The 18,307-nt window shown below is 45.2% G+C and carries 12 protein-coding genes and 1 pseudogene; 6 read left to right on the top strand and 7 right to left on the bottom strand.

Features of this window, described 5'->3' with window-relative positions:
- The 4 genes and pseudogenes from B853_RS12070 to B853_RS12055 all read right to left on the bottom strand — a co-directional run.
- Nucleotides 1–424, bottom strand: a 424-nt coding sequence (locus B853_RS12070; protein ID WP_128826886.1) for an IS110 family RNA-guided transposase, incomplete at its 3' end; no start/stop codon positions are given.
- Nucleotides 425–528: 104 nt separating this feature from the next.
- Nucleotides 529–3,916: pseudogene (locus B853_RS12065) on the bottom strand (response regulator).
- A gap of 228 nt (nt 3,917–4,144) precedes the next feature.
- Nucleotides 4,145–5,167, bottom strand: a complete 1,023-nt coding sequence (rsmC, locus tag B853_RS12060; RefSeq protein ID WP_038883889.1) for a 16S rRNA (guanine(1207)-N(2))-methyltransferase RsmC — start codon at nt 5,165–5,167, stop codon at nt 4,145–4,147.
- Between the two features lie 76 nt (nt 5,168–5,243).
- Nucleotides 5,244–6,329 carry an AI-2E family transporter gene (locus B853_RS12055; RefSeq protein WP_038883887.1) on the bottom strand — a complete coding sequence of 362 codons (1,086 nt, stop codon included), beginning with the start codon at nt 6,327–6,329 and terminating at the stop codon, nt 5,244–5,246.
- 135 nt (nt 6,330–6,464) lie between these two features.
- Between B853_RS12055 and B853_RS26690 the strand changes: the two genes are divergently transcribed.
- The gene (locus B853_RS26690) at nt 6,465–6,593 is read left to right on the top strand and encodes a hypothetical protein (RefSeq protein WP_010450103.1); all 129 of its coding nucleotides are present in this window, start codon (nt 6,465–6,467) and stop codon (nt 6,591–6,593) included.
- 95 nt (nt 6,594–6,688) lie between these two features.
- Here B853_RS26690 and hemL read toward each other — a convergent pair whose 3' ends face one another.
- Entirely contained in the window at nt 6,689–7,984 is a 1,296-nt protein-coding gene (gene hemL, locus B853_RS12050) for a glutamate-1-semialdehyde 2,1-aminomutase (protein ID WP_005425271.1), read from the bottom strand.
- 246 nt (nt 7,985–8,230) lie between these two features.
- Here hemL and erpA point away from each other — a divergent pair, with 246 nt between their 5' ends.
- From erpA to B853_RS12035, 3 genes are all read left to right on the top strand, one after another.
- Nucleotides 8,231–8,572, top strand: a complete 342-nt coding sequence (gene erpA / locus B853_RS12045) for an iron-sulfur cluster insertion protein ErpA (RefSeq protein WP_005449174.1) — start codon at nt 8,231–8,233, stop codon at nt 8,570–8,572.
- Between the two features lie 115 nt (nt 8,573–8,687).
- Entirely contained in the window at nt 8,688–9,803 is a 1,116-nt protein-coding gene (locus tag B853_RS12040; protein WP_038883886.1) for an efflux RND transporter periplasmic adaptor subunit, read from the top strand.
- A 9-nt stretch (nt 9,804–9,812) separates the two neighbouring features.
- The gene (locus B853_RS12035; RefSeq protein WP_038883884.1) at nt 9,813–12,947 is read left to right on the top strand and encodes an efflux RND transporter permease subunit; all 3,135 of its coding nucleotides are present in this window, start codon (nt 9,813–9,815) and stop codon (nt 12,945–12,947) included.
- 38 nt (nt 12,948–12,985) lie between these two features.
- On the opposite strand, the gene shyC is transcribed toward B853_RS12035, so the two are convergent.
- Nucleotides 12,986–14,278 (bottom strand): peptidoglycan DD-endopeptidase ShyC, encoded by a 1,293-nt coding sequence (gene shyC, locus B853_RS12030; RefSeq protein WP_038883881.1) that lies wholly within the window; start codon nt 14,276–14,278, stop codon nt 12,986–12,988.
- 129 nt (nt 14,279–14,407) lie between these two features.
- Here shyC and tyrS point away from each other — a divergent pair, with 129 nt between their 5' ends.
- Both tyrS and B853_RS12020 read left to right on the top strand, forming a co-directional pair.
- Nucleotides 14,408–15,595 carry a tyrosine--tRNA ligase gene (gene tyrS, locus B853_RS12025; protein ID WP_038883879.1) on the top strand — a complete coding sequence of 396 codons (1,188 nt, stop codon included), beginning with the start codon at nt 14,408–14,410 and terminating at the stop codon, nt 15,593–15,595.
- Nucleotides 15,596–16,019: 424 nt separating this feature from the next.
- On the top strand, nt 16,020–16,865 hold the full coding sequence (locus tag B853_RS12020) for a magnesium transporter (RefSeq protein ID WP_010450092.1): 846 nt from the start codon (nt 16,020–16,022) through the stop codon (nt 16,863–16,865).
- On the opposite strand, the gene dacB is transcribed toward B853_RS12020, so the two are convergent.
- On the bottom strand, nt 16,844–18,268 hold the full coding sequence (dacB, locus tag B853_RS12015) for a serine-type D-Ala-D-Ala carboxypeptidase (protein ID WP_038883877.1): 1,425 nt from the start codon (nt 18,266–18,268) through the stop codon (nt 16,844–16,846). The two genes, B853_RS12020 and dacB, sit on opposite strands and share 22 nt — an antisense overlap.
- Nucleotides 18,269–18,307: the final 39 nt, after the last annotated feature.

Here is an 18,307-nt window from a genome sequence, read left to right as displayed (position 1 = left end):
CTCCAATTCGGCTCATACAAGCCGTTCGCTCTTTGATATAACCATCTCTCACTCGATGGATAGCTGCGATTACTTGAGCTTCCTCTGACTTGGCAGAAACAAACCTCATGCTTGGTCGACTTGCTGCTTCTGCTATCGCAGCCGCATCAATAAAGTCGTTTTTGTTACCTTTGACGTAAGGTTTTACATATTGAGGTGGAATAAGTCGAACTCGATGCCCATAGGCTTCACACTTTCTCGCAAGCCAGTGAGCACCGCCACAGGCCTCAAAAGCGATGATGGTAGGTTCAAGTACAGATAAGAAACGGAGTAGTTGGCTTCGACTAAACTTACGGCGAATAACGTCTTTGCCAGTGTGATTGTTGCCAACCGCATGAAAGCAGTGCTTGCCTAAATCGATACCTAAGATGTAAATGGTAGACATATGGTTCACCTCGTTCTGAGAGCCTACTCTAAGCGTAGGGCTTGAGAGTGAGGCGGACCATATAATTAGCCCCACCGGGCTGGTGGGGCTATTTAATAAATTGGCTAGCTAGTGAGTAACCTCTGCAGTTTATCGCGCTGTGCTTCAATGTGGCTACGATCGGGGCTTTGTTCTTTACAATGCTCAAGAATAAACTCTATAGAGCTTAGTACAGTTCGCCAACGAGGAGTCTTAGGTAGCGTCTCGATACGTAGGTATTTATCTAAGGTTCGTGTTTGGAGGGTGCTTCTGTCTAAGTACACTCGCCAAAGGCCGCTTTGTTCCGCAAAAGCAAATTTACTCTCTCCAGTAGCAGACTCCCAGTAATCTAGGGCGTGAATCATGGTATCAACCAGTATTTCCCGCATTAGATCCTGCTTATCCTTCTTGTTACCCAGCGCTTTATCAGCTAGGCGTGTAAACTCGCCACCCAGTTCCTTCAGCTTTTGTAGTTGGTCTTTATCACCATCAAATGCATAACTAGACAATACTTCTACAGCCGTTTCCAGATTGTAAATTCGAGTCGCGCTTGCCCCCCCCTCCAACGTTAAAGATATACATGACGTCGAGGCCTGAACCGTCAGGAAGCTTGAGGATATCCGCTTCAATATTTTGGCGAACATCTTCAACATAAATATCAATTTTTCCGCAGTAATGAGGCTGTTTAACGGTCAAATATTTAGGGGCGATAAGCTCGTCTGCAGATGAGCGTCGCAACTGTTCTAGGCTGCGCTTAAACAGTTTGCAGGCAGCCTCATTCGCAAATCGAATTCGTTGGTCTTCCCGTAAACATATGATCGCTTCAGGAGCGGACTCTAGTTGCTCTAAAAGTCGCCCTTGAGTTTCTAGCAAGCTAGCTTCTACTTGAGCGCGTTGCTTTAGTTCACTCTCAAGCTGCTTATTCTCGATTCGACGTTGCTCTGCCTTACTTGCGGTTAAATGTGCTTGAATCCTTGCTGCTAGTTCATGCTTATTGAATGGCTTGGATAAATAGTCATTCGCGCCAGCTTCAAATCCTCGAACACGATCTTCAGTTTGATTGAGTGCAGTGAGCATAATGACGGGAAGTTCGGCATGATCGTAGTGTTTACGTAGTTCGCTACAAACTTGGTAGCCACTCATTCCAGGCATCATGATATCAAGCAATAACAGCTCAGGTTTTTCTTTCTCAACAAGCTCTAGTGTTTCTGGACCATCGGTTACCGTTCTTACTCGGTAGCCTTCAAGGCGTAAGAAGCTTTCTAGCACACGTAGGTTTACAGGCTCATCATCAGCAACGTACAGTAGTGGACCGTCCGGGTTCTCCGGAAGTGAAGGCTCCTCATTTACTTCGACTCCGTTTTCTGGCACCTGGAAATGGCCACGAACTGAAAGGTTTTGAGTCAGAGAGATCTCATCTTCACTTGCTACAGGTAGCGTGAAACTAAATGTAGTACCAACCATCGGCTGGCTACTCACGTAGAGAGAGCCGCCCATCAGTTCAATCAATTGACGGCTGATCGATAGGCCGAGCCCAGCACCTTGGCGGTATCGGGTGGAGTCTTGGCCTGCTTGAATCAGAGGTTCAAAGATGTGCTCTAATTGCTCCGCTGGTATCCCTTGTCCTGTATCTACAACTTGCACTCGGATGTGATCGTCTATCACACCTGCTGAAATAACAATTTTACCTTCAGATGTGTACTTAATCGCATTGCCAATAAGGTTATAGAGAACTTGTTCTAAGCGCTGAGGGTCGGCCGATACTGGAACAAGATCACTAGGAACTTGATTGATAATCCGAATCGTTTTGTTGCCTAACAAGTGGCTAGACAGCTCAAGAACCAGTTGCGTAGCACTTGGTAAGTTAACGGCAGATTTTTGAATATCCATACTGCCGTAGCGCATCTTATGGTAATCAAGTAGGTCGTCAACTAGGCTGGCGAGTCGTTGGCCACTTTTAATAATGATATCGAGCTGGTATTTCTGGCTCGCGGGAATGACTCCATTCGCTCCAGAAACTAATGTCTCGGCAATGCCAACCATCCCATGTAATGGTGTTCTTAACTCGTGAGAAGTGGTGGCAAGGAATTCATCTTTGAGCTTATCAGCGAGCTGCAAATCCTCATTTTGCTTTTGAATGAGTTTAATGTTGCTCTCTAGTTCTGCATTTTGTTGTTTAATCGTCTGGATTTTTTCGCGGATAGAGCGCTGCATTCGTTCGAAGCTGATTGCGAGGCGACCGATTTCGTCTTTTCGTTCAGTATTAAAAGTCGTTTCATCTAGATCACCAGCGGATACTTTCTCTGCTGCCCAAGTCAGCTTAAGTAAAGGGGAAGTGATGAAGTTAGATAGGTAGTGCGATGCAATAATCACTAGAATAATGGCGATAAACATCGCGATAACAAACAACTTTTCTAATTGATGCACGCGAGCAAAGGCGAGTTTTTCTGGCAATTGAACTACTAGCGCCCAAGTAATCCCTCGATTGCTGATTGGCGCAAATGCAGCCATGATATCTTCACCCACTCCATTGGTGTAAGTTTCTACGCTAGTTTCACCTTGTAGCGCCTTATCAACCACAATTAAGCTATTGTTAATTTCGTTACTTTTGGTGTTGATTGTCCTTGGTTTATGGTCAGACCCAACTAAAAGAGTTTCGATAGGAGTGTCACGGTTGATCTCCGCTATTAATTTGGTGATCCCGTTACTCGGTAGGCGGAACATTGCATAGCTGTGTAGGTAGCCTTGTTGGATAATTGGAGCGCCAAGCCAAGCAACTTGTTTACCGTTTTCTACATCAAAGTCAGAAATAACAACTGGCGTATAGTCTTCATTGACTTTACGGCGAGCACTTACATCTTCAGATAGGCGCTTGAATGTTCTGCCTAAAGCCGCATCTTTATAGCGTCCTGTTAGTAGGTTGGTACCGTAGTTGTCATCTTTGTTGATTGAATACGTCACGTTGCCGTCAATATCGACCAATAGAATGTCGTTGAAGTCAGAGCGTTTAAGCAGCTCTAGGTATGCCCAGTGATAACGTTTATGTAGTAGTCGATAACGCTCACTACCTACGTAATTGGAAGATTCGGGTAAAATCGACGTTTTTATCTGATCACCACTACCTTTTATGTAGCGTTGCTGTGCATTTTCACGAGATTCTTCTTCACTTTGACCCAAGCGATTAAATGCATTCACGAGACCATAGAAGCGTCCGCCGCTCGCGTATGCGAGCTCAGAACGAACAAAGCCCATGACTTCGGTTTCTTGGGCTGCAAAATAATCTAAGATTTGCTGCTGCTTAGTATCACGGACAGAGAGAAGATGAGATGTACTCTGTTCTTGTAAATCTTTACTGTGTGATTGTAGGAAGAAAATCGCAGTGATCGTCAAAGGCGTAATACTTAAGACCAGAAATGCGGTCATGAGAGTATTCTGCAGTCGCTTAAATTTCTGCTTTTTGTAAAACTTAAACATGGGATGGTTACAACTCATAAATCGGTAAGTTGTTGAAGATAAGACTTACCTTGGTTCTCGTTAAAAACGGATAAGAAGTTAATTCGTTAGAATTAACAAAATTAACGAGTTTTTTTTCTTTGACAAGAAAGTTGGTTGTAAACCGTGCTGAACAACGCAAATTTTCGCGGGAGAGGCAACTAATGTGTGAATAACGCACAGTAATTCTACCGTGCGTTACTAAAAACGTTATTTTTTTGCGTAGTAAATAGAGAACTTGTTGGTCTTATTTAGCGTCTCGCAATTATTGAATGCTTGCTCAATAATTGGTGGGTATTTCAAGAAACTATTAGCCACGATTACCATCTCACCATCGGCTGTCATGTACTGTGGTGCTTGACCTAACAGCGTTTCTGCTGCGTTGTAGTTGGTATCTAAACCGCTGTGGAAGGGTGGGTTACTGATGATAAAGCGATAGTCATTGGCGGTATCAGAGTAAATATCTGACGCAAATACGCGGCCAGTTATCCCATTCGCCTCTAATGTTGCTTGGCTAGAGGTGATCGCGTATGCGTTGATATCACACATTTCGATCGCGATTTCTGGGTTGGCTTTGGCCATAAACGCACCAAGCACACCTGCACCACAGCCAAAATCGAGTACTTTGCCAGACAGTTTAGGCAGGGTTTCAAGCAGTAAGCGGCTACCTAAGTCAAATTCACCATGACTGAATACACCAGGAAGGCTCTTAACCGTAAGTGATTGCTCACCCAGAGTGATGGAGTAAGACTTAAACCAGTCGGCTTGATTGAACGGTTTCGGTTCGTTAAGGCAAGTGCCCCAATAGAACGAACAGCGACGTGCAGAGTCGTATTTGTTCACAGGGCCGTATTCTTTGAACATCTTCTCAATGCTCTTGATGCCTGAGCGGTTCTCACCAACGACGACGATTTCTGTGTTGATGCCTAACTTAGCCATCAACATTGCCAGTAAGTATTCTGCTTCCGCTTTGGCTTTTGGCCAGTATAAAAGCACCATGTCTGCTTGAGTCTCAATATCAAACTCTGACCCAAAGTGACTCTTCACTTTGTCCGATGCACGAATTTGACGGTAGTAGCTGTAGTTAGAAGTAAACACTTCAACAGACTCACAATGAGCTACTAGCTCAAGAGGAAACAGGTCTTCAACTTCCCCTGCAACTAAAACGTGTTTGCCGTTGAAGTATTCAAGTTGGCGCTGAGCTATTTGGCTAGGAGCGATATAAGCAGACATAAATTTGGTTCATCAGAAATAATTAGGGCCAGATTTTCGCATAATCTGGCCCAAGCTTGAAGTGAATAAGCGGTTGCTAGCTATTGTCTTGTTGATTGAGGAAGTCTTTAAACTCCTCTTCGTAGATATTGAACAGCACCATGGTCACGGCAAAGATCAACGGACCATAAATAAGACCAATTAAACCAAACAGATGCAGACCACCTAGCAGCGAGAAGAAGATCATTAGCGTGTTCATGCCTGCACTGCCTTGCATTAGCAGTGGACGCAGCAAGTTGTCGATTGAGCCAACCACGACCACACTCCACACCGTTAGGAATATAGCCCAAGTCGTATCACCAGTTAGGAACAAGTAGGCGGCCGCTGGAATCCAAATTAGCGCCGTGCCAACTACAGGGATAAATGATGCAAAGCCCATCATAGTGCCCCAGAACAAGCCAGGGAAGCCTGCGAGCCACATACCAATACCGCCTGCAAAACCTTGAGCGATGGCGGTTAAGAATGAGCCCATCACTGCTGACTTGGAGACCTGTTCAATCTCGGTCAGAATCTTGTCTTCTTGACTGCGAGAGAGCGGCAGAATATGACGCATCGCTGAGATGATCTTGTCGTGGTCACGTAATAGGAAGAACAAAACGAACAGCATCAGGAAGAAGTCCATCAGGAAGTTGGTTGCGTCTCCTAGGATTTTGGCACTGATAGCAACAAGGTTTGAACCAAATGATGTCGCGAATTGACCAATTTTCTCAGCGATGGCTTGTGGTTCAATTTTGTCGAAAGGTAAGTACTCATTAACCAGCGCTAACCCTTTGACAACCCAAGGATGTTGGAAGATATCTTGGATACCACCATTGCTTACCCACTTGTAGGTGTTTTGCGAAAATACCGACCCTTGCTGCACGATAGCAGCAAATACAAACAGTAATGGAATCACAATAATAAAGGTGAGAACCACACAAGAGAGCAGTGAAACCAAGTTTTTATGGTTAGGTAATTTTCGTTCGAACCACTCATGTATTGGGAACATGAGCAGAGAAATAATAAACGCCATTACGATCGAGTTGATATAAGGCTCGACCAATAAATAGCAGGCAAAAGCAGCGGCGAGCAGTGCAACAACTAGCACTCGATGACTCGACGTGATTTTTACATTATTCGGCATGTGATTAATCCAACTTACGGATGATTTATGTTTTACGCCTTATACCACAGCGCAAAATCTTTATTACTTTGCACCGACGATTCTTTCAAGCTTATGACATAGCTGAATTGGGAAGGGGCAATTGACCTTGTTATAATGACCACAAATCAGACGGTTATCAATCAAGAGATGGAAAAATGGGTTGTTGTAGCGGCGATAAGAAGTGCAAAAGTGAAAAGAAAGCCAAACGTATACCGTGGTTTGGTATTGTTCTTGGCGTGTTAGCTATCCTCGTGATTGTGAATTGGCAAGCCTAATCCAGATAATAAAAAAGGACCTTGAAGGTCCTTTTTTGCGATTGGTGTTCTGGTAGAGAGCGCTTATTTTGCTTCTTCAGCCAGAATTGCGAAACAGCGATCAGCAGCTTCTAGTGTTGCATCGATTTCTTTTGAACCGTGAGCAAGAGAAGTAAAGCTTGCTTCGAATGCTGATGGTGCAAGGTATACACCGTGTTTTAGCATTAGGTGGAAGAAACGCTTGAAGCGCTCGACATCGCACTTAGTCACGTCTTCGTAGCAAGTTACGGTTTCTTGGTCAGTGAAGAAGAAGCCGAACATGCCGCCCACTTGGTTTACTACCATTGGGATACCGTGCTTTTCTGCTAGTACTTTGAAGCCTTCAGCAAGTTGTTTGGTTTTTGCTGCAAGACGTTTCTCGTTGCCTTCTTCTTTTAGCAGGTTCAAACATGCAAAGCCCGCAGCCATTGCGACAGGGTTACCTGAAAGTGTGCCTGCTTGGTAAACTGGACCTGTTGGCGCAACGTATTGCATGACTTCTTTACGACCACCGAAAGCACCCACTGGCATACCGCCACCGATTACTTTACCTAGGGTCGTTAGATCTGGTTTGATGTTGTAGTGTGCTTGTGCGCCGCCTAGTGCTACGCGGAAGCCTGTCATTACTTCATCAAAAATCAGTAGTGCACCTTCTTGGTCACAGATTTCACGTAGACCTTCGTGGAAACCTTCTACTGGTGGGATACAGTTCATGTTGCCCGCTACTGGTTCAACGATGATACATGCGATCTCGCCTTTGTTTGCTGCGAACAACTCACGTACTGAATCTAGATCGTTGAATGTTGCGGTTAGCGTGTGCTTAGCAAAGTCAGCAGGAACGCCAGGAGAGCTTGGTTGGCCTAGAGTTAGAGCACCAGAGCCGGCTTTTACTAGCAAGCTGTCTGCGTGACCGTGGTAACAGCCTTCAAACTTCATGATTTTGTCACGGCCAGTAAAGCCACGAGCAAGACGGATAGCGCTCATGGTCGCTTCTGTACCAGAGCTCACCATGCGGATTTGTTCCATAGATGGCACTAGCTCAGACACAAGCTCAGCCATTGCAATTTCCATCTCAGTTGGTGCACCGAAACTTAGGCCGCGTTGTGCTGCATCGATAACGGCTTCACGAATAACTGCGTGGTTGTGACCTAGAATCATTGGACCCCAAGAGCCAACGTAATCAATGTACGCTTTACCATCGGCATCAAAAATCAGGGCACCGTCTGCTCGTTCGATAAATAGCGGAGAGCCGCCAACGCCGTTGAATGCACGAACTGGTGAGTTCACACCGCCAGGAATGGTTTGCTGAGCTTTTTGATATAGCTCTGATGATTTGGTCATGGGGTTATCCTCTTTTGATTGCTCGGACCAAGTGGAGCGCATTGTACCTAGCTAATCTCAAGTTAGAAACGTTTTGGGTAATTTATGTGTAGTCTGGCGGCGTAATCTTACATATCAGCATCTGATCTAAAGAATCGGCGGTGAATACTTGAACGAGTTGGTCAGGTATTGGATAATCGCTCTAATTAGCATAAATTTGACGTCTTGCTTCAGGCTTGACGCATTACACGAGTGAGAGAGGTCTTCGTGAGCGAAGTAAACGTACCATTGTCTTTTTCTGATGCTGCAGCATCACGCGTTAAAGCGCTGATTGCGGAAGAAGAAAACCCAGCACTGAAATTACGCGTATACATTACTGGTGGCGGTTGTAGCGGCTTCCAATACGGTTTCACATTTGATGAAAGCGTAAATGAAGGTGACACTACGATCGAAAACAGTGGCGTAACACTGGTTGTAGACCCAATGAGCCTGCAATACTTAATCGGTGGCGTGGTTGATTACACGGAAGGTTTAGAAGGAGCGCGCTTCTTCGTTAACAACCCAAATGCAACGACAACCTGTGGTTGTGGTGCATCATTTAGTGTGTAGTTAACACCGCAACAGGCAGCCAATTGGCTGCCTGAGTTTTACGTAGCAGGAAGTCACGTAAACGCAGTCCCTGCTTTCACGATTAAGTGGGGGATAAAATTAAAAAGGACTTTATATGTCTGGAACTTCTTTCGGACGTCGCATTGTCGAACGTCCATGGCTAGTCTCGCTAACACTTGTCATCGTTTTGGCTGTTTGGCTCGCAATGGGTCAACTCAACGCACAAGACGAATCGGTCTCTTCTCTATCCTCTCAATCAGATGACACACCTGTCGCAAAGGTGATGTTTAACTCTTTTTCCGCGCAACCAACCAGTAAAACCATAGAACTATATGGACGGACTGCACCAAATCGACAAGCTCGCTTAGGGGCTGAAGTCGCAGGTAAGATAGTCAGCTTGAATGTTCAGAAAGGGCAGCGTGTTAAACAAGGGCAGGTGATTGCTAACATTGATGAGCGCGATCTCGATATTCAGCTTAAGCGCGCCAAAGCGATGTTGCGCGTGAAAGAAAAAGAGTTCAAAGCTGCAGAGTCTTTGAAGAACCGAGGTCTGCAAGGTGAAGTCGCTTTTGCCACTGCTCAAGCAGCGCTTGTTGATGCTCGCGCAAACTTCAGTAACGTTGAAACTGCCCTTAAAAAAACCAAAGTAAGAGCGCCATTTAATGGCATTCTTGACCATCGATTCGTTGAAGTGGGTGATTTTGTTGGTGTCGGTGACCCTATTGCGACCGTAATTGACTTAGAGAAGTTAGTCATTGAAGCGGATGTGAGTGAGCGTCATATCCAATATTTAAAAGAGGGTCAGAAAGCTGATGTTAGAACCATCGATAACATCCATCATCAAGGCGTCATCCGCTATATCGGGCGCGTATCTTCTACTTCGACCAATACCTTCCCAATTGAGATTGAAATTAGCAACGATGAAAGTGCAATGCCTGCGGGTGTTAGCGCTGAAGTGGTATTGTCGCTTAGTGAAGTGATGGCAGTGAAAGTAACCGCAGCCATGCTCGCGTTAGATGAAGCAGGTAATCTTGGTATCAAAACGCTTCGAGACCAACATGTCCATTTTGTGCCGATTCAACTTGTGAAAGCCGAGAAAGATGGCGTTTGGCTATCAGGGTTGGGTGACCAAGTGGACATCATTGTACTTGGGCAAGGTTTTGCGCGTGATGGTGATTTAGTGATGGCGACCAAAGTGGATGACGCCATTGAAGCCGTGAACCAGCAATAAGGAGGCAATATGTTTGCTTTGATTGATGCTGCGTTATCGCGTGCACGTACGATGTTAACTTTGCTAGTGATGATTCTTATTGCTGGCGTGATTACCTACATTACGATTCCTAAAGAATCGAGCCCAGACATTACAATCCCAATCATTTATGTGTCAGTAGGGCACCAAGGTATTTCTCCAACAGATGCGGAGCGCTTATTGGTTCGTCCAATAGAGCAAGAGCTGCGTTCTATCGAAGGGGTAAAAGAGATGACCTCGGTGGCCTCTGAAGGGCATGCCTCAGTGACGCTGGAATTTAGTGTTGGTGTTGACCTAGCTGAGGCCATGGCTGATGTGCGTGATGCGGTTGATCTCGCTAAGCCCAAACTGCCAGCAGATAGCGATGAGCCGACAGTAAACGAGGTAACATTTGCTTCCGAGGAGCCGGTTCTCACACTGGTTTTGTATGGCACGGTTCCTGAGCGCACCACAGTGCAGATTGCTCGTGCACTGCGTGACAAGCTAGAAAGCTATCGTCAGGTATTGGAAGTTGATATTGCCGGTGATCGTGAAGACATCGTTGAGATCGTGGTTGATCCGCTATTGATGGAAAGTTACGGTTTGGATCAAGCCGATATCTACAATTTGATTGCTTTAAACAACCGAGTGGTTGCTGCCGGCTTTGTCGATACGGGTTATGGTCGCTTCTCGGTTAAAGTCCCTTCCGTATTTGATTCTCTAAAAGACGTATTAGAGTTGCCGATCAAGGTTAATGGCAAAGAGGTGATCACTTTTGGTGATGTTGCGACAGTGCGCCGAGCCTTCCGTGACCCTGAAAGCTTTGCTCGCTTGGATGGTGATCCGGCTGTCGTATTGAATGTTAAAAAACGTGCGGGCGAAAACATTATCGAAACGGTTGAACTCGTTAAGCAAGTCCTAGTTGAAGCTCAAAAGCGAGCGGATTGGCCAAATAACCTGCAAGTTAAGTATACGTGGGATCAGTCTGACGATGTCAAGCTGATGCTTAGTGATCTACAAAACAATATCCTTTCCGCGATTATCTTAGTGGTTATCGTCATTATCGCGATACTTGGTGTGCGAACCGCTCTCTTGGTAGGCATTTCCATTCCTGGCTCATTCCTTACGGGCTTATTGGTGCTTTCGGTATTTGGCTTAACGGTCAACATTGTCGTGCTCTTCGCGCTGATCATGGCAGTCGGTATGCTGGTGGATGGTGCTATCGTGGTGACCGAATTTGCTGATAGGCGTATGCAAGAAGGTACGCCACGTAAAGAAGCATATCGAGACGCGGCAAAACGGATGGCTTGGCCTATTACGGCATCTACTGCGACTACTCTTGCTGCGTTTGCTCCGCTATTGTTCTGGCCGGACATTACGGGCGAGTTCATGAAGTACTTGCCATTAACCTTGATTGCGACGTTAACAGCTTCGTTAATGATGGCGCTGCTGTTCGTGCCGGTCATTGGTGGAATTATTGGTAAGCCACAAGTGGTTAACCCTAAAAGCCAGCAAGAGATGATTGATCTTCATAATGGCGAGTTTGATAAGGCCACCGGTATTACCAAGCTTTACTATCAAACGCTCTCGGTCGCTATCAAGCATCCACTGAAAGTTCTATTCAGCGCCATACTACTCGCTGGTGGTGTCGGCTTTACTTATAACAAAGCGGGACTAGGGGCGGAGTTCTTCCCTGAAGTGGATCCCGCTTTCTTTACTGTCAAAGTGCGTTCTTATGGTGATTTGTCGATCAATGAGAAAGACATCGTAATGAAAGAGATTGAGAAAGTAATGTTAGGGCATGATGAGTTTGAAAGTGTCTACACGCGCACAGGCTCCGATTCAAATGACGGTGATGAGATTGGTCAAATTCAGATTACCCCTGTTGACTGGCAATATCGCCGTAAAGTGAAAGACATCATTGAAGAACTCAAACAAACCACTAACCAATTCTCAGGCGTGGAATTGGAGTACAAATTCCCCGATGCCGGACCACCAGTTGAGCATGATCTTGTGATTGAAATGTCGGCGCAAAATTCAAGCATCGACCAATTAGACAGCGCCGCCAAAATGGTTCGTTACTGGGCTGATCGAAATCCCGCTTTAACTAACTTAAGTGATACAACCAATAAAGAAGGGATTGATTGGCAGATTGATATCCGCAGAGACGATGCCTCTCGCTTTGCTGCTGATGCAACTCTGGTTGGGAATACCGTCCAGTTTGTTACTAACGGTTTGAAGATTGGTGATTATCTGCCGGATGATGCTGATGAAGAAGTCGATATCTTAGTGCGTTATCCACAAGATAAGCGGGATATTGGGCGTTTTGATCAGCTACGAGTAAAAACGGCAGCGGGCCTAGTGCCGATCACTAACTTTGCGCAGATTAAACCGGATCATAAGCAGGATACGATTCGTCGTGTTGATGGACGCCGAGTGGTAAATATCAAAGCGGATATGGTTGAGGGGTATAACCTCGCACTGGAGCTGCCAAAGATAACGGCGGAAGTGGCACAATTGGGGTTACCTGCTGGGATTGAGTTTAAAATTCGTGGGCAAAACGAAGAGCAAGAGAACTCTTCCGCTTTCTTGCAAAGTGCCTTTATGGTTGCTCTTGGCGTGATGGCGCTTATTTTGATTACTCAGTTTAACAGTTTCTATCAAGCCTTTTTGATCCTAAGTGCAGTGCTGTTCTCTACCGTCGGTGTGTTTGTTGGGCTGCTGATTTTCCAAAAGCCATTCGGCATTATTATGTCCGGTATTGGAGTGATCGCACTGGCTGGGATAGTGGTGAACAACAACATCGTACTGATTGATACTTATAACCAAATGCGCAAGCGAGGGTTAGAAAAATCAGACGCGATTTTGCGTACGGGCGTACAACGTCTGCGCCCAGTGCTATTGACCACGGTAACAACGATACTTGGCTTGTTGCCGATGGTATTAGAGATGAACATCGACTTGGTGAACCAGAAAATAGAATTTGGTGCACCGAGCACACAGTGGTGGTCGCAATTAGCCACTGCAGTCGCTGGTGGTTTGGCTTTTGCGACTGTGTTGACCTTGGTGCTGACACCGTGTTTGTTGATGCTTGGCCGTGAACACAATATTGATGAACCTGACCCTAAAACAAAAGAGGCAGCTTAGGCTGCCTCTTAGTCATTGTTCAATTTAAATCGTTTTAATTACTTCATTGCGAGCAATTTACTGTAGCGATCTAGTTTAGCCATGCTGATTTTCGCATTCGCCATAAAGGTTTGCTTTGCTTTGCCGGTTAGCGATTTGGACTGTGGTAATTTAACCGTTCTCGCATTCTTATGAACGCCATTGACTAAAAACTCATAGTGTAAGTGCGGACCAGTTACTCGACCTGTTCCACCCAAGGTGCCGATAGTTTGTCCTTGTTTAACACGTTGGCCTGTTTTTACCATTCTCTTAGTTAAGTGTAAGTACTTGGTAATGTAAGTATTACTGTGCTTAATAAAGACATAGTTACCGTTGAACTTATTATAAGCAGATTTCTGTACGACACCGTCACCAGCTGCCCAAATTGGCGTACCCACCGGAGCAGCATAGTCTGTACCTCGGTGAGGGCGGACTTTGCCAGTCACAGGGTGTAAACGACGAGGGTTGAAGTTTGATGTTACACGACGAAAATCCAAAGGTGCACGCAAGAAAGCTTTCTTCATGGCGCGGCCGTTCTCGTCGTAGTATTTCCCCGTTTTCTCATCCAAAATAGCGGTAAACTTATCGCCTTGGTTGTGGAATATTGCTGCGATGATTTTGCCGCGTCCAATCACTTCACCTTCAACCACCTCTTCTTGATAAAGTACGCGAAAAGTGTCGTTTTTACGAATGTCCAAAGCAAAGTCGATGTCCCAACCAAAGATCCCAGCCAGCTCCATAATCTGGTTAGCATTTAAACCCGAAGAAATGCCGGCATTCCAGAAGTTAGATTTGATGGTCGCTTCAGCGTAGTTGTATTGGTAATCGACTTCTTTTTTATCAACTTGAGAGATGTATTTGCCACCCTCAGACTTAATTCTAAATGTCTCGAATGCATTGAGTGTGCGTTTTAGCTGAACAAAATCATTGTTCTCATCAAAACCAAACTTAAGCTCGTCTCCTGGACGAAGGCGGGTAAGCTGATTTTTGATCTCTTTATTAGTTGTAATCAGGTCGTGGAGAAGACGAGGTGATAAGCCGATACGATTGAATAGCACCGCAGCACTCTCACCTTCTTTCACCGTATGTGTTTCCCATCTTAGCACTGAAGGAAGTGAACTAAGGGATGGGTTAGATAAGTTTGTTGGCAGAGAGAGGGGGACAGGGTAATGCTGGCCGATTTCTAATCGGCTTTGCTCTGGTGCTAGGTCTTGAGGATCGGGTAAAAAAAACAGTGCAACAACAATGAGAGCACTAAAAACACCGATCAATACTTTGTGCAAGAGTGGAAGTCGGACAAAAAATGAATGCATGAGTATTGGATAACTGATTTAAACGTAAAAAATGACAACTACCTAGTCTAACGTGTTTCAAAATGCATCGCTATTCAAGTAAGATGTCCAGCTATTAACTTTTTGCCAAATCTGTGGGAGTGAACAAGAATGGCGAGCATTGAAGCTGCACTAGCCGAGATTAAGCGCGGTGTTGAAGAGCTGATTCCAGAAGAAGAGCTTATCGCAAAACTAAAAGAAGGTCGTCCTCTACGTATTAAATTAGGCGCCGATCCAACAGCACCTGATATTCACCTAGGCCATACGGTTATTTTCAATAAGCTTCGCTTGTTCCAAGAACTAGGTCATGAAGTGACGTTCCTAATCGGTGACTTCACTGCAATGGTTGGTGACCCAACAGGTAAGAACACAACTCGTCCACCGCTAAGTCGTGAAGACGTTCTACGTAACGCTGAAACGTACAAAGAGCAGGTGTTCAAGATCCTAGACCCAGCTAAGACTAAAATTCAGTTCAACTCTGAGTGGCTATCTGAGCTAGGCGCAGAAGGTATGATTCGTCTTGCTGCGAACCAAACTGTTGCTCGTATGCTTGAGCGTGACGACTTTAAAAAGCGTTATGCAGGTGGTCAGCCAATCGCTATCCACGAGTTCATGTACCCACTGCTTCAAGGCTGGGATTCAGTAGCAATGGAAACTGACGTTGAACTGGGTGGTACTGACCAGAAGTTCAACCTACTAATGGGTCGTGAACTGCAAAAATCTCACGGTCAAAAACCTCAAGTTGTACTGATGATGCCGCTTCTAGTTGGTTTAGACGGCGAGAAGAAGATGTCTAAATCTTCAGGCAACTACATTGGTATCAGCGAAGCGCCAAGCGAAATGTTTGGTAAGATCATGTCTATCTCAGACCTTCTAATGTGGAGCTACTACGAGCTATTGTCTTTCCGTCCTCTAGAAGAGATTGCACAGTTCAAAGCGGATGTAGAAGCAGGTAAGAACCCACGTGATATCAAAGTTCTGCTAGCGAAAGAAATCATTGCGCGTTTCCACAGTGAAGCGGATGCAGACGCTGCAGAGCAAGAGTTCGTGAACCGTTTTGCTAAGAACCAAATCCCTGACGAAATGCCAGAGTTTGATTTTGAAGCAGGCACTCCGGTAGCAAACCTACTGAAGGAAGCGGGTCTATGTGCTTCAACTTCTGAAGCAATGCGTATGGTTAAACAAGGCGCTGCTAAGATCGAAGGCGAGAAAGTTGCTGATGCGAAGTTTGCTCCTGAAACAGGCACTTACGTATTCCAAGTCGGTAAACGTAAATTCGCACGTATTACTATTAAGTAATCAATAACTGTTCAAAATGAAAGCGCCTATATGGCGCTTTTTTTGTATAAAAATTTGGTGAATTAGCCTGAGATGAACTGTAAAAGTTGTCTAACTTTGCTACTATACGCGCGCTGCTAAGTGAGCAGCTTTATCGGAGATTTACATGAACAATACCGACCATCCTCCCAGTTGCTGGGTGAGTAAGATAAAGGGAGCGAAATAACCCGCTTCGGTATTGGCGATCTCCGCCTTACCTGAGTGGTGAGGCATCTTTTCTTCTAGTTTTCCTTCTTGTTATTTCCTTTCATAAATTCTGAATAGACAGTGCTTTGGCATTGATGTTTTCGTGCGCCCCGAGTTTCAAATATATGAAGCGGGTGTATTGAACGTTGTTTGCGTGCGTTGTCGATGGTCGTTACCAATGCCAATCGGGAGATTCGCCATGACGGTAATGAACAACACTTTTATTGAAACAACACCAAACTTTTCTGAAGTAGAAATTGGTGCCGCTCGTAATGCGTTTTTGCAATACGAGCAAGAGCAGCAACTGCACTTATTAACAATCATGCCTATTGATGAGGCAGTCGGTATCTTGCAACACTGCTCGGTTGGCTATGTAAATAGCCTTATTGCTCAACTTGAACAAGCTGGGCATGACAAACGTGCTCGTCACTATGCTCACCAGTTAGGCCTGCATATGTCTGAAGTTGATACACCTGACGGTTATCTTTCCACGAGCGTACTAGGGCATGTGAAGCAGCGTATTGGCTGGATCATTGCACTTGCGTTGCTCGGAATTGTGTCTGGTTTAATCATCGCGCAGTATGAAGACACCTTGAGCCAGCTCGTTTTACTTGCGGTGTACATGCCAGTGATTGCTGCTGCGGGTGGTAATACGGGGACACAAGCTGCAACCTTGGTCATTCGTGCTCTTGCAACAGGAGAGCTTAAGAAGCGCCAATGGTTAGAAGTTCTATGGAAAGAAAGCCGCGTAGCGCTATTTATTGCATTAGCGATCGCCGTTGTGATGGTGGGGCGTATTATGCTTTTTAGCAACGGGCAGTCAACGGGCGGCTTTGCGCTAGAAGATATCGCATTGGCTATTGCGGTTGCACTATTTATTCAGGTGACTATTTCTACCACACTTGGCGGTTTGCTACCTATTATTGCTCGAGCTTTTAAACTGGACCCTGCCGTATTGGTGAGTCCAGTATTAGCATCGATTGTCGATATATCAGGGATGTGGATCTACTTTACCGTGGTGAACTACTTCTTAGGCATTGCCTGACTAAAGTTCACAATGTCTTGGTAGAACAGTTTTTCAAAACGGGTGATAGGGGCGATGACAGGTTTGTTATCGTCCCTTTTTTCTGGGAAGTAGTCCGACACAAACTGAACAAACAAGGTGTTTGGTTTGCCGTTTTTATCAAGCCCATAACCCGCCATATTATACGTCCCGTAAAGCGAACCACTTTTCGCAATTAATTGCCCTTTTATTGGTGCCTTACGCATACTCTGTCTGTATTTCAAAGTGCCCGATTCACCAGATTTAGGTATGATTGCAATCAGGTTTAGCTCTGTATCATGCTTCCATATGTAACGAAGGATGTCTGCCATTGATGCGGCTGAGATACGGTTATTACGCGATAAACCAGAGCCATCTTCAAGCTGTGCATTTTTTATATCAATAGATGTATTGGCGAATATGATTTGCTTGATCGCTTCGGTGCCATTTCTAAAACTGCCAGGCTGAATATAAAAATGGTGTCCTAGAGTCTTCGTTAATGTATCTGCAATTAGGTTGTCTGAGCGCTTTAACATTTCTTCAAGCAAGGCTGGCAAAGCTTTAGAGTGGTGGCTAGCAATAAGCTTCGTGTTGATGCCATTGGCTGGAGCTCCAATCAATACTTGCCCATGGAGCTTAACCCCTTTTTGGCGCAGTAATGTATAGACGACACGACTGGTATACGCTCTAGGGTCTTGCACCGCAAATTTAAGTGGCAGTGGCTTATCACGTTTAACTAGGCAACCTTTCAGCTCGTATTGGTTTGAGGAGTGTGCAATAAGGTCCAAGTCACAATGTTTTGCTTTTTGAGCCGATTTGCTAACGGTAATTGCTGAGGTTGAAACATGAATTGGTTGATGCTCTGGGACAAATACCCGTGTTTTACCATTGTCTTGAGTATAAATAGACGCCTGAACACAATTCTCATTTAATGTAATCGCACTGGCTGGGGCACTGTAACACACGCCTAAAATATCCCATGGCCAGCCTACGGCGCGGTCATAGCCAACAAACATAGCGTCATCTAACCAGACATTTCCTTTAATTTCGGTAATACCATTTTCTTTTAGTTGATCCAGCAGGTTACTCAAGTCTTTGCTTGTTAACGTGGGATCGCCACTAAATGACATGACAAGGTCGTCATTAGCTTTGGAAAGGCTGGTGGCAAAGGTGAAACTATCTCCCAGCTCTAACTTTGCCGCTAGTGCGGTGACGACTTTTAGGGTGCTTGCTGGCGGAAACAGCTGAGAACTTGGTACTGAGCCTAGCAGCTCAGTTTGGTCACTCAATCTTTCTGCGACTAGGCTAAGACGCACCCCATCAGGAAGTACCTCTTGATATGGATACGCATGGACAATCATGCTGAAGCAATAAAAGAAAAAGCAAATTGGCCAATGTATACGCATGGTGATGATACTTTCTTGTGGTAGATGAGGAGAGTATAT

The organism is Vibrio rotiferianus CAIM 577 = LMG 21460 (assembly GCF_002741985.1).
Classification (GTDB): Bacteria; Pseudomonadota; Gammaproteobacteria; order Enterobacterales; family Vibrionaceae; genus Vibrio; species Vibrio rotiferianus.
This window is presented reverse-complemented; position numbering and strand designations above follow the sequence as displayed.